This is a genomic window from Streptomyces sp. NPDC048441, from assembly GCF_043200235.1.
Classification (GTDB): domain Bacteria; phylum Actinomycetota; class Actinomycetes; order Streptomycetales; family Streptomycetaceae; genus Streptomyces.
Genome location: NZ_JBICXM010000007.1, coordinates 212,422 through 224,794 on the forward strand (window position 1 = coordinate 212,422; position 12,373 = coordinate 224,794).

Here is a 12,373-nt window from a genome sequence, read left to right on the forward strand (position 1 = left end):
CGATTGCGTATCTCTTTGTGCAAAGTCGTATCCGCTGAGTGAAGGTCGGGCGTAGGCTCGGGCATATGCGGATTGCGGTTTCCTTACTGATCGAGGCGTGGCGCGCGCCGGGGGCGGCGAGCGGAGGGGCGCGATGAATGACGGAACGGTCGTACTGCCCTGGCTCGTCATACGTCAGGATGACAACGGCAACCGCTACAGGGTGGGCAGGTACGCGACGAAGGCCGAGGCCGAGAAGATCGCCGACAGCCTCGACGACCGCGGGCACAAGCAGCTGTACTGGGTGGAGCGGCTGATCCAGAACGGCAGCGCGCACTGACCGCCCACTGACCGCCTAGGCTCCGGCGCATGACGGATCGGATCGTGGTGGGTGCCGCCCTGTACGACGACGGGCGCCTGTTGGCCGCGCGGCGCAGCGCACCCCCTGAGCTCGCGGGCCGCTGGGAATTGCCCGGCGGGAAGACCGAGCCGGGCGAGCACCCCGAGGAAGCCCTCGTGCGGGAGCTGCGCGAAGAGCTGGGTGTGGCCGCCGAGCCGGTGGCGAGGGTCCCCGGAGAGTGGTCGCTCAAGCCGGGCTACGTCCTGTGGGTGTGGGTGGCGAAACTCCTCTCGGGTGTCCCTGAGCCCCTGGAGGACCACGACGAGCTGCGGTGGCTGGCGCCGGACGAGGTCTGGTCGGTGGACTGGCTGGACGCGGACGTCCCCGCTGTGGCGGCCGCGATCGCGTGCCGCTAGACAGCCGGTCGCGAGCTGGTCGATCGAGTGCCGCTGGTCGAGGGAGCGTGTGAGGCCGTGTCTGCCTGCACTTGAGCCCTGGCTACGCCGTTCGCGCCACAGTGCGCCCTGGTAAACGGTAGTTCTGGCGGGATATCGGGTATGTGCCCATTAACCCCATGAAACCGGACAAGGGTCCGCTGTTGCTGGTCTGGACGTGATCGGCGTGACCGACATCGAAGGCGACTGCGCCGAGTGGGATTTCCCCGCTGATCCGAGCGCCGTGCGTACGGCCCGCGCTGTCGTCCGCAAACAGCTCGCCACCTGGGGTCTCACCCCCCTCGGAGACGTCACCGTCCTCCTCGTGAGCGAGCTGGTGACCAACTCCCTGCGGCACGCTTCGGGCCCCATCGGAGTCCGTCTGGTACGCCCCGCAGGACCCCTGGGCACCCTCCTCGTGGAGGTCTCCGACCCGCTGCCCGACCCGCCCCGGGAACGTGAGGCGGCGCCTGATGACGAGGGGGGCAGGGGTATCCAGTTGGTGGCCCGCACATCGCGGCGCTGGGGGACACGGCAGGGCAGGACGGGGAAGACGGGGAAGACGGTGTGGTTCGAGCTGGTGCTACCGGGTTAGAAGACTGGCAGCGTAGGACAGACACAAGGCAGTCACGGGCCAAAAAGAGTTGAGTCCGTGCTGTGATCGTGAACGCCGTGTGGCCTGGCGCCGTAGTGCTGGATACTGCGGGCAGCCGCATCCGGTGACCGGTGCCGGACGTGGTGAGCTGGAGGGGACGGTTCGCGTGAGCGAGATACCAGCGAAGTCGACGGAGCGGACGGAGCGGGACGTGCCGTCGGACGACGCCGGGGGCGAAGCTGCGGATGACGTGATGTGGCAGAGCAGTCCGCCCGGTTCGATCTACGACTACATCAAGGTGGCCTCGTTCTCGATCGGCCCCGACGGCCTGATCGACCAGTGGAGCCTGCGTGCCGAGCGGCTGTTCGGCGTGGCCGCCGGCGACGCCGTGGGCAGGGACCCCATCGAGGCCTTCGTCCCGCCCGAGCTGCGCAGCAGCGGGCATCGCAAGATGGCGGAGATCCTGGACGGCAGGGAGTGGACCGGGTCCGTTCCCTTCCGGGCGCCCGCGCAGCCCGACGGGCCCGAAGCGGGGTCCTTCGCGGGCTCCGAAGGCATCGCCGAGGTCTATGTGATGCCGACCGAGACGGAGGGCGGCGAACAGGCTGCCGTCTGCATCGTCGTCGACGTACGGGCGCTCCGGCAGATCGAGACGGACCTCGCCGCTTCGCAGGCAATTTTCGGCCAATCTCCCTTCGGCTTCCTGCTGTTCGGTACGGACCTGAAGGTGCAGCGCGCCAACCGCCGCTTCGCGGCCGTCTTCGGGGGCGGCGTCGAGGAACACCGCGGACGCACCGTCCACGACTATCTGCCCCGGCACGAGGCCGACCGCATGGCCGCCGCACTCAAGCGCGTCCTGGAGACCGGCGATTCCGTCACCGACATGCAGATAGTCGGCCCTGCCCCGGGCAGCAACGACCGCCGCCACTGGTCGATCAACCTCTACCGCGTGCACAGCGGTTCCGGCCGCCCCATAGGCATCGCCGGCCTCGGCACCGACGTCACCCGGCGGCACGCCGCCGCCCGCGAGGCCGCCCACGCACGCCGCAACCTCGCCCTGCTCAATGATGCGGGCGCCCGCATCGGCAACTCCCTCGACCTGGAGACGACCGCGCGTGAACTGCTCGACGTCACCGTCCCCGGCTTCTGCGACCTCGCCTCCGTAGACCTCTATCAGGGCCTGCTCGACGGCGACGAGACGCCTCCGGGCCTCGCCGACGGAAGCGCCGAGCTGCGCCGCGTCGCCTTCGCGAGCGCCGTCGCCGACGCGCCCTTCCCGGTGGGCACGGCCCCCGTGGACGTGGGTGCCGTGCACCGTTTCGCCTTCACCTCGCCCTGCGCCGACGCCCTGCGCACCGCACGGCCACGGCTCCTCTCCGCCTCCGACGACGGCTCCGCGAGCCGGCTCACCGGCGGGCTCATCCAGTCGACGCTCGCCGTGCCGATGGTCGCCCACGACACCGTCGTCGGCCTCGCCCAGTTCTCCCGCACGAAGGGAAGCGAACCCTTCGGAGAGCGCGATCGCTCCCTCGCCGTCGAACTGGCCGCCCGCGCGGCCGTCTGTATCGACAACGCCCGCCTCTACCGCCGCGAACACGAACGCGCGCTGATTCTGCAACGCTCCTTGCTGCCGCCCGGTGACCCCGAGGCGTCCGGCCTCGACATCGCCTGCCGCTATCTCCCGGGCAACGCGGCCACCGAAGTCGGCGGCGACTGGTTCGACGTCATCGAACTTCCTGGCCATCGCACCGCCCTGGTCGTCGGCGACGTCATGGGGCGCGGTCTGCGCGCCGCCGTCGCCATGGGCGAACTGCGCACCGCCGTACGCACCTTGGCGCTCCTGGACCTGGAGCCCGCCGAGGTGCTCTCGGCGCTCGACGAGATCGCCCGCGGCCTCGGCGACCCCTCAGGCACCCAGCAGGCCACCAGGGCGGCCCGTCAGACGCGTGCGGGCAGCGAGACGGACCTTTCTGAGGTCTACCTCGCCACGTGCGTCTACGCGGTCTACGACGCCGTCACACGCCGCTGCACGATCGCCAACGCGGGCCACCTGCCCCCCGTACTCGTCGAGCCCGACGAATCACCGCTCATGCTCGACGTGCCGCCCGGTATGCCGCTGGGAGTCGGCGGTGAGCCGTTCGAAGAGGTCGAGGTCGAGCTGCCCGAGGGCGCCCTGCTCGCGCTCTACACGGACGGGCTCGTCGAGTCCCGCGACCACCCGCTCGACGAGGGCCTGAACGCCTTCGTGCAGGCGTTGAACAACCCGGCACCTGCCCTCGAGGACGTCTGTGACCACGTCCTGAACACCCTCGACACCCACCACGGAGAGGACGACATCGCGCTGCTCATGGCGCGCATCCAGGGTCTGCCCGCCGAGGCCGTCGGCGACTGGACGCTGCCGCGCGACCCGAAGTCGGTCGGCCGGGCCCGCGAACTGGCCTGCGAGCAGCTGCGCTCCTGGGGCCTGGAACCCCTCTGCGACACGACCGAACTGCTGGTCAGCGAGCTGGTCACCAATGCCCTGCGGTACGGCGAAGGCGAGATCCGGCTGCGGCTTCTGCTCGACCGCACCCTGGTGTGCGAGGTGTGGGACGCGGGCCTCGTCCAGCCGCGCCGCCGCCGGGCGCGTGACACGGACGAGGGCGGGCGCGGGCTACAGCTCGTCGGTCTCCTGAGCGCCGCATGGGGCTCGCGGCGGACGCCGCGCGGCAAGACCGTGTGGTTCGAGATGCCGCTGCCGGACAGCGGGGTGGCGCCGATGGACGCGGCGGAGGCGCTGCTCAGCCTGTTCTGAGCGCCTCCGTGGGCTGCGGAATTCACGTGGTGGCCTTCAAGGCGGCGAGACGTGCCGCGACCTCCGCCTCGTCACCCAGGCTGTCCAACTGCTCGAACTGCGCGTCCAGGGAGGACGCGGCGAGCTCCTGCTTGCCGAGCGCCCTGGCCTCCTCGCGGCGCACCTTGTCCTCGAAGCGGCTCAACTCGCTGGTCGGATCGAGGACATCGATGTTCTGAGCGGCGTCCATCATCTGGTTCTGCGCCTGCGCGGTCTTGGCGCGGGCGACCAGTTGATCGCGCTTCGACTGGAGCTGGGTCAGCTTGACCTTCATCTGGTCGAGGCCGGACTTCAGCTTGTCGACGACCTCGGTCTGCGAGGCGATCGTCGGCTCGGCGTCCTTGGCCTCCCGCTCGGACTGCAACTGCCGTTGCAGCGCGACCTTGGCCAGGGTGTCGAACTTGTCGGCCTCCGCGGCGCTCTGCCCGGACCGCAGTTCGTCCGCCTTCTTGCTGGCGGCGAACGCCTTGGTGCCCCACTCGGCCGCCGCGTCCTGGTCCTCCTTGTGGTCCAGTTCGAGCATCCGCAGATTGCCGATGGTCGTCGCCACCGCCTCCTCCGCCTCCCGGATGTTGTTCGTGTACTCGCGGATCAGCTGATCCAGCATCTTCTGCGGGTCCTCGGCCTGATCGAGGAGCGAGTTGATGTTGGCCTTGGCCAGCTGGGCAACGCGTCCGAGGATCGTCTGCTTGGGCATATCAGGCTCCTTCTATGAGGGTCGGTAGGAGTACGAGGGCTCTACGGGACGTACGGAAACGGTCGCCGCGAGGGCAGCGTCAAGCGCCGGGCTCAGAACCTCCCGCCCCCGCCCATCCGCCCCCGCGTCCCCCCGCCACCGAAGCTCCCGGGCCCGCCGCCTCCGAAGCCACCGCCTCCGAAGCCACCGCCTCCACCGCCCGCCCCGCGGCCCGTGCCTCCGAGGAGCTCGCCGAGGATGATGCCGCCGAGGACGGCGCCGCCGGTGCCTCCGCCGCGCCCGCCGCCACCGCCTCCGTACGGGTTGCCGTAGCCGCGTACGTCGTGTTCGGCGAGCTGCTGCGCCTGCCGGGCCTGTGCGTCCGCCTGCTGGGCCTCGGCGAGTGCCGCGGCGGCATCGGTGTCCTGGGCGGACTCCGCGCCCGAGAGGTGGCGCTGGGCCTCGGCGATGCGGGTCCTCGCCTCGCTGCCGACCGCGCCCCGATGTGTGTCGATGAAGTCCGCCGCCGTTCCTACGGCGCTGCGCGCGGTGAGCAGGGCCTGGCCGAGGAGCGCGACGGCACGCCGGTCGGTGACCTCGCGTTCGCGGGCACCCGCGAGGGACTCGTCGAGGGCCGCGTCGGCCTCCTCGACCCGGCGCAGGGCGTCGATCGGGTCGTACGGGCCCGCCGCCGTCTTCTTGCGGACCCCGGCGACCACCGCCTGAGCGCGGGCGATACGGCCGTGCAGATCCGCCGTGGAAACCCCCTGCGATGTCCCCTCGAGGAGGCCGCGCGCTTCGGCGAGGTCGGTCTCCGTCTCGGTGAGCGCGGCGGGAAGCTTCTCCGCGGCGAGCGCGAGCTCGTCCGCGAGGCGGTCGACGGCGTCCACGAAGGTGCCCGCCTGGTCGACGGCGCCTTCGGCGGCCCGCAGGTGGACGGCGGCCTTGCCGTTGTCGCCCGCGTCGATGGCCTGCCGGGCTTCGTTGAGGTGCGTCGTGGCGAAGAGGAGGCGGTCCTTGGCCTGCTCCACATGGCCCACGACGGATGCGGACGCGGCGGGCTCGTACTGCTCGCGGATTGTTCTGAGGGTGCTCTCCGCGGCGGTGGTACGCCCGGTGACCTGCCGGAACACCGTTTCGGCGTGTTCCAGGGCCTGTGCCGCGTCGCGTTCGAGGGCGCGCAGCTGGTCGAAGCCCGCGGCCTCCGCGTCGAGGCGCCGGCCCGCTTCGGTGCAGCGCGCGACGATCTCCTCCAGCATGGTCCGCTTGGTCGCGTCGTCCTCCGGATGGGCGTCGTCGAGGAGCTGGCGCAGCTTGAAGGCCGCCGTCAGCTCGGAGCGCGCGTAGGCGAGCGCGTCCGTGAAGGGCCGCACGGCTTCGTCGCCGAACTGGGCGGTGGCGAAGCCGAGTTCCTCGGCGCTGGTGCGGATCGCGTCGTCGGTCTCCACAAGGAGCTGCCTGGTCTTCTTGTCAAGGCCGGGGAGCGGGGTCGGCCGCTCGCCTGCCGCCCCTTTGCCCCAGCCGCCTCCTCCGCCAGGTGTCGTGCGCGTGTTGGCGCGCCGTTTGCGGCGGCTGTACGCGACCGCGGCCAGGACGCCCGCGCCGCCGACCACCACGATGGGCAGGACCAGGTCACCGGCGGCCACGTCGTCGCCGCTTTCGCCACCGCCCGGATCGGGGTCCCCGGGGGTGGGCGTCGGGGTGGGGACGGGCTGCCCCGCGAGGACCGCGCGATAGCCGTTCGCGGCGCCGATGGCCGCCCCGGCCCAGTCGTTCTCACGCAGGGCGGGCTTGATGGCCGTGCCGGCGACGTCCTGGAGCTGAGCCGCGGTGAGCCGGGAGTCGGCGTCTACGGAGTAGGCGTACTGACGGTCGTGCGTGGCGACGACGAGCAGCGCGTCGTCCAGGCCGAGCCCGTTGCGTTCGGCGGTGGTGTCCGCCCAGTCCTGTGCGCCGCGTCCGGAGAAGTCGCGTACGTAGACGACGAAGAGCTGGAGGCCGCTGTCGTCGTAGAGCCGGTCCAGTGCCTGCTCGGTGGCGCCTTTGCGGTCGCCGACGGCGCCCACCTTGTCGGTGATCTGGCCGTCACGGGAGAGCGTGACCGGGTCGTCGGCCGGGGCGGCGAGTGCCGCGGGGGCGGACAGGAGCAGCAGGCACCACGTGAGCAGTGCGGCGGCTGCCGCTGTCGCCCGCACGGCTATGTGCGAGGGCGGCGTCACATTTGGGAGCGTATGACCGTCTTGGGGGGTGCGCGACCGGTGGCCGCGGTCGGTGGCCGCGGTCGCGTGGCTGCGGCCGGGCTGCCGGGACGGCGCCCCCAGCGACCCGGCCGCGCACCTCTCGGATGCTGAATCGCCGCCAGAGCGGGCGCGCTCACGCCCTGGTCGAGGACGTGCTCTCCATTGGGAGGCACTGCCCGCCGCCTCACCCCGCGAACTCCACCTCCGGATACCCCTTCGAAGGAGCATCCAGCAGGTGATCATCCTGTCCCCGCAGCCAGCGGTCGAAGAACGACGTCACGTAGGCGCGCTCCGCGGCGACCGCGCGATCCGGAGCGACCGTGCCTATGTTCTCCTCGATGACCTTGCGGTCCACCCCGGCCTGGGGGAGGAGCACGGACAGGTCCGTGTACGTCTGGTGCCTGGAGCCGCGCAGGGTCAGATTCCGTTTCCAGCCGGTCGTGTGGGACCAGAACTCGCGCCAGGACGGTTCCGTAGTGCGGTCGTTGCCCTGGCTGCCCATGAGGAGGAACGGGTGGGTCAGGCCGTGCTGGGCCACCGGTGTCAGATTCGTGCCGATCGGCTCGGGGTTGTTCTCCAGGGTGCCGTCCATGTTCACGCCTGCCCTGACCCGGCTGTCCTCGTACATCGTCTCGGCGGCCGCGATCCCGCCTGCCGACTGGCCGAACATGCCCACGCGCTTCTGGTCCACGACCTTGGACAGGCCGTGCGGCAGCGAGCCGAGGCGGTCAAGGACGAACTTGGAGTCGGCCACCCGGACGTCCAGGACCTTCTTGAGCAGCGCCGGCACTGCTTCGTTCTGCTGCGCCTCATCGAAGGCCTTGAGGAGCGGGGCGTCGTCCTTGACCGAGCCGTCGGGGAACTGCACCCCCGGTGCCTCATAGGTGTGGTCGATCGTCACCACCACATAGCCGTGGCTCGCCAGCTCCTCGACCGCCGAAGTGCCCCAGGTGCGGGGGTCGTTCGCGCCGGACGCGTACAGAAGGACCGGCCGCCTGCCCCCGCTCGTGTCGGCCGGAGCTCCCTCCCTCGCATGGGTGCGCATCGCCGCGAAGTCGATCGCGTCCTTGGGGATGCCGTGGGGCGATGTCGCGTTCCAGCGCTCTGCCGCGCCCGGCGTCATATAGGGAGCGGGGCGGTGTTCAGCGCCGCCCGACCTCCCCGTCTTTTCCGCTGTCGGGTACCAGACGCTGATCATCAGCTCTCGGTACGGCACGGACTTCACCCACGGGTCGTGCCGCGAAGTGTCGACCAGGCGCGTCGACACCGTGCCGATCCGGTGTGGTCCCGTGGGGGCGGGGAGCTTGGCCTCGATGCCCAGGGGCCGGGCCTGCGCGGGGGCCGGGGCGGCGAGGAGCGTCGCCGCGAGACCGGCCGCCGCAAGGCCGAGGACCGAGCGTCGAGCTAAAACCGCGTGAGGAGCCGCGTGAGGAGCCGCGTGAGAACCCGCGGGAAGTGTCGCCTGAGGAACCGCGTGAGGTGTCGAGTGTGGAGTCGAGTGTGGAGTCGAGTGCGGCACAGCCGGGAATGAGTTCATGCCTCAATGCTGATCTCGTCCCGCGCCCGTGACCATGGGGGAAATCTCGAGTCTTCGGCGTGGGGGATTACCCCCAAGCCTCCCCCAGGACCCACCGTCCGAGGCGCCCGAGGCACCCGCGGCTCTACTGCTCCCCCCGCCGCCGAATCTTGCTCCCCAGCCAGACCAGCGGATCGTACTTCCGGTCAGCCACCCGCTCCTTCAACGGAATCAGCGCGTTGTCCGTGATCTTGATGCCCTCGGGGCACACCTCCGTACAGCACTTCGTGATGTTGCAGTAGCCGAGGCCGTGTTCGTCCTGCGCGGTCTGTTTGCGGTCGAGGCCGCTCTCCTCCGCCGCGTCCAGCGGATGCATGTCCAGCTCCGCGACCCGCATCAGGAAGCGCGGTCCCGCGAACGCCGCCTTGTTCTCCTCGTGGTCGCGCACCGCATGGCAGGTGTCCTGGCACAGGAAGCACTCGATGCACTTGCGGAACTCCTGGGAGCGGTCCACGTCCGCCTGCATCATGCGGTACTCACCCGGGCCGAGATCGGCGGGCGGCACGAAGGCCGGGACCTCGCGGGCCTTGGTGTAGTTGAAGCCGACGTCCGTCACGAGGTCCCGCACCACGGGAAAGGCCCGCAGCGGTGTCACCGTGATGACGTCGTCGCGCTCGAACACCGACATCCGCGTCATGCACATCAGCCGCGGGCGGCCGTTGATCTCCGCCGAGCACGAACCGCACTTGCCCGCCTTGCAGTTCCAGCGCACCGCCAGATCGGGGGTCTGGGTCGCCTGGAGGCGGTGGATGATGTCGAGGACGACCTCGCCTTCGTTGACCTCGACTTTGTAGTCCATGAGGTCGCCGCCCTCGACGTCCCCGCGCCAGACCCGGAACCGCGCCTCGTACGACGTACTCGAAGGACTCGGCGTAGCAGTACTCACTCGTAAAGCTCCTCTTCGGCCAGGTACTTGACCAGCTCCTCCTTCTCGAAGAGAGCAAGCAGGTCGTGACGGATGGGCTCGGTGGTGACCCGCACCAGGTCGATCTGCCCGCGCACGGGATCCGTGGCCGCCAACCCGCCTGAAGGGTCCGCCAGTTGGCAGAGCAGGTTCGCGCGGCGCCACTCGCGGTTCATCGCCGGATGGTCCTCGCGGGTGTGCCCGCCCCGGCTCTCCGTGCGCTCCAGAGCGGCCCGCGCCACGCACTCGCTGACCAGGAGCATGTTGCGCAGGTCGAGCGCGAGGTGCCAGCCGGGGTTGAACTGGCGGTGGCCCTCGACGCCCGCCCGCCGTGCGCGCACCCGGAGGTCGGCGAGCTTCTCCAGGGCCTCCTCCATCTCCGCCTCTCGGCGGATGATGCCGACCAGGTCGTTCATCGTCTTCTGGAGTTCCTGGTGCAGGGTGTACGGGTTCTCCGGCGTCGCCCCGTCCTCGGGGCCCTCCGCGCTGAACGGCCGCAGCGCCTCCGCCGCCGCCGTGTCCACCTGGACCTCGTCCACCAGGGGCCTGGAGTCGGCCCCGGAGAAGCCGGACGCGTACCGCGCCGCGTGCAGTCCCGCGCGGCGTCCGAAGACGAGCAGGTCGGAGAGGGAGTTGCCGCCGAGCCGGTTGGAGCCGTGCATCCCGCCCGCGACCTCGCCCGCCGCGTACAGACCCGGAACGCGTTGCGCGGCCGCCGTGTCCGATTCGACCGCGATGCCGCCCATCACGTAGTGACAGGTCGGGCCCACCTCCATCGCCTCGGCCGTGATGTCGACGTCCGCCAGCTCCTTGAACTGGTGATACATGGACGGGAGTCGGCGCCGGATGACCTCGGCGGGCATACGCGTCGACACGTCGAGGAAGACTCCGCCGTGCGGTGAGCTGCGGCCCGCCTTCACCTCGGAGTTGATGGCGCGTGCCACCTCGTCGCGCGGCAGCAGCTCAGGGGGGCGCCGGTTGTGGTCCGGGTCCTCGTACCAGCGGTCGCCCTCTTCCTCCGACTGGGCGTACTTCTCTTTGAAGACGTCCGGTACGTAGTCGAACATGAACCGCTTGCCTTCGGAGTTGCGCAGTACCCCGCCGTCGCCCCGTACGGACTCGGTGACGAGGATGCCCTTCACCGAAGGGGGCCAGACCATGCCCGTCGGGTGGAACTGCACGAACTCCATGTTGAGGAGCGGTGCCCCGGCGAGCAGCGCGAGCGCGTGGCCATCGCCGGTGTACTCCCAAGAGTTCGACGTCACCTTGAAGGACTTGCCGATGCCGCCGGTGGCCAGGATCACGCTCGGAGCTTCGAGCACGAAGAAGCGTCCGGATTCGCGGTCGTAGCAGAACGTGCCGCTGACCCGCTCGCCCTCCTTCAGGACGCGCGTGACCGTGCACTCCTGGAAGACCTTCAACCGCGCTTCGTAGTCACCGAATTCGCGCTCGTCCTCCTGCTGGAGGGACACGATCTTCTGCTGGAGCGTACGGATCAGTTCGAGTCCTGTGCGGTCGCCGACATGCGCCAGGCGCGGATACTCGTGCCCTCCGAAGTTGCGCTGGGAGATGCGGCCGTCCGACGTACGGTCGAACAGGGCGCCCCAGGTCTCCAACTCCCACACACGATCGGGTGCTTCGCGCGCGTGCAGCTCGGCCATCCGCCACTGGTTGAGGAACTTGCCGCCGCGCAAGGTGTCGCGGAAGTGGACCTGCCAGTTGTCGCGGGAGTTCACATTGCCCATGGAGGCCGCGATGCCGCCCTCGGCCATCACCGTATGGGCCTTGCCGAACAGGGACTTGCAGATCACGGCGGTACGCGCTCCTTGCTCGCGCGCCTCGATAGCGGCCCGCAGGCCTGCCCCGCCCGCTCCCACCACGACAACGTCCCACTGCTGCCGCTCCACTTGAGACATCAGAAGAACCTCGGATCATCGAAGGCGCCGGACGCGATCAGATACACGTAGAAGTCGGCGAGCGCCACACTCACCAAGGAGAGCCACGCCAAGAGCATGTGGCGTGCGTTCAGTTTTCCGATCCACTGCCACATGCGGTACCGCACGGGATGCTTGGAGAAGTGCTTGAGCTTGCCGCCGACGATGTGCCGACAGGAGTGGCAGGAGATCGTGTACGCCCAGATCAGCGTGATGTTGACCAGGAAGATGAGCGTGCCGAGGCCCATGTGGCCCCACTCGTAGTGCTCATTGCGGAACGAGAGCACGGTGTCGTAGGTGAGGATGCCCGCCACCGCCACCGCCGCGTAGAAGAAGTAGCGGTGGATGTTCTGAAGGACCAGCGGGAAGCGGGTCTCACCCGAGTACTTCTTGTGCGGCTCGGCGACCGCGCAGGCGGGCGGTGAGGCCCAGAAGCCGCGGTAGTAGGCCTTGCGGTAGTAGTAGCAGGTCAGGCGGAAGCCGAGCGGGAAGATCAGGATGAGGAGCGCGGGGGACAGGCCCCACCAGCTGCCGAAGATCTCCCAGTTGGGCCCCGACCGCATCGACTCGCAGTTGTCGGCGAGGCACGGCGAGTAGAACGGTGAGACATAGGGCGCGTGGTAGTAGTCCGCGTTCGTGAAGGCCCGCCACGCCGAGTAGACGATGAAGGCGAGGAGGCCTGCGGTGGTCGCGGCGGGCGCGAGCCACCAGCGGTCGGTCCGCAGATGGGCAGCGCTGATCGCGGCGCGCGTCGCCGCTCTCACGCCCCCGGGATCCTGACCGCTGTTCAGATGGGGTTCCGTGCCAGTGGCCAACGAGGGTCCACTCCTTCGTCCTCAGGTCGGCAGTCCTCGGATCGGCT

General features: G+C 69.8%; 10 protein-coding genes. 4 read left to right on the plus strand and 6 right to left on the minus strand.

The features are described from left to right. The first annotated feature begins 133 nt into the window (after positions 1–133). The 4 genes from ACGFSB_RS19735 (at position 134) to ACGFSB_RS19750 (ending at position 4,142) form a co-directional block, all read left to right on the plus strand. The gene (locus tag ACGFSB_RS19735) at positions 134–319 is read left to right on the plus strand and encodes an SPOR domain-containing protein (protein WP_393400657.1); all 186 of its coding nucleotides are present in this window, start codon (positions 134–136) and stop codon (positions 317–319) included. 29 nt (positions 320–348) lie between these two features. Continuing rightward, positions 349–735: a (deoxy)nucleoside triphosphate pyrophosphohydrolase gene (locus tag ACGFSB_RS19740; RefSeq protein WP_393400659.1), complete on the plus strand. Its 387-nt coding sequence runs from the start codon at positions 349–351 to the stop codon at positions 733–735. Between the two features lie 196 nt (positions 736–931). Then, entirely contained in the window at positions 932–1,348 is a 417-nt protein-coding gene (locus ACGFSB_RS19745; RefSeq protein ID WP_393400661.1) for an ATP-binding protein, read from the plus strand. A 166-nt stretch (positions 1,349–1,514) separates the two neighbouring features. Next, on the plus strand, positions 1,515–4,142 hold the full coding sequence (locus tag ACGFSB_RS19750) for a SpoIIE family protein phosphatase (protein WP_393400663.1): 2,628 nt from the start codon (positions 1,515–1,517) through the stop codon (positions 4,140–4,142). 22 nt (positions 4,143–4,164) lie between these two features. On the opposite strand, the gene ACGFSB_RS19755 is transcribed toward ACGFSB_RS19750, so the two are convergent. The 6 genes from ACGFSB_RS19755 to ACGFSB_RS19780 form a co-directional block, all read right to left on the minus strand. Continuing rightward, positions 4,165–4,878 carry a PspA/IM30 family protein gene (locus ACGFSB_RS19755; RefSeq protein ID WP_393400665.1) on the minus strand — a complete coding sequence of 238 codons (714 nt, stop codon included), beginning with the start codon at positions 4,876–4,878 and terminating at the stop codon, positions 4,165–4,167. A 92-nt stretch (positions 4,879–4,970) separates the two neighbouring features. After that, on the minus strand, positions 4,971–7,076 hold the full coding sequence (locus tag ACGFSB_RS19760) for a TPM domain-containing protein (RefSeq protein ID WP_393400667.1): 2,106 nt from the start codon (positions 7,074–7,076) through the stop codon (positions 4,971–4,973). A gap of 205 nt (positions 7,077–7,281) precedes the next feature. Further along, on the minus strand, positions 7,282–8,634 hold the full coding sequence (locus tag ACGFSB_RS19765; protein WP_393400670.1) for an alpha/beta hydrolase family protein: 1,353 nt from the start codon (positions 8,632–8,634) through the stop codon (positions 7,282–7,284). A gap of 124 nt (positions 8,635–8,758) precedes the next feature. Next, positions 8,759–9,559: a succinate dehydrogenase/fumarate reductase iron-sulfur subunit gene (locus ACGFSB_RS19770; RefSeq protein ID WP_393400672.1), complete on the minus strand. Its 801-nt coding sequence runs from the start codon at positions 9,557–9,559 to the stop codon at positions 8,759–8,761. After that, on the minus strand, positions 9,556–11,493 hold the full coding sequence (locus ACGFSB_RS19775; protein WP_393400674.1) for a fumarate reductase/succinate dehydrogenase flavoprotein subunit: 1,938 nt from the start codon (positions 11,491–11,493) through the stop codon (positions 9,556–9,558). Before ACGFSB_RS19775 ends, ACGFSB_RS19770 begins: the two co-directional genes overlap by 4 nt. Continuing rightward, positions 11,493–12,326, minus strand: coding sequence for a hypothetical protein (locus ACGFSB_RS19780; protein ID WP_393400676.1), 834 nt, complete (start codon positions 12,324–12,326; stop codon positions 11,493–11,495). Before ACGFSB_RS19780 ends, ACGFSB_RS19775 begins: the two co-directional genes overlap by 1 nt. Positions 12,327–12,373 lie beyond the last annotated feature (47 nt).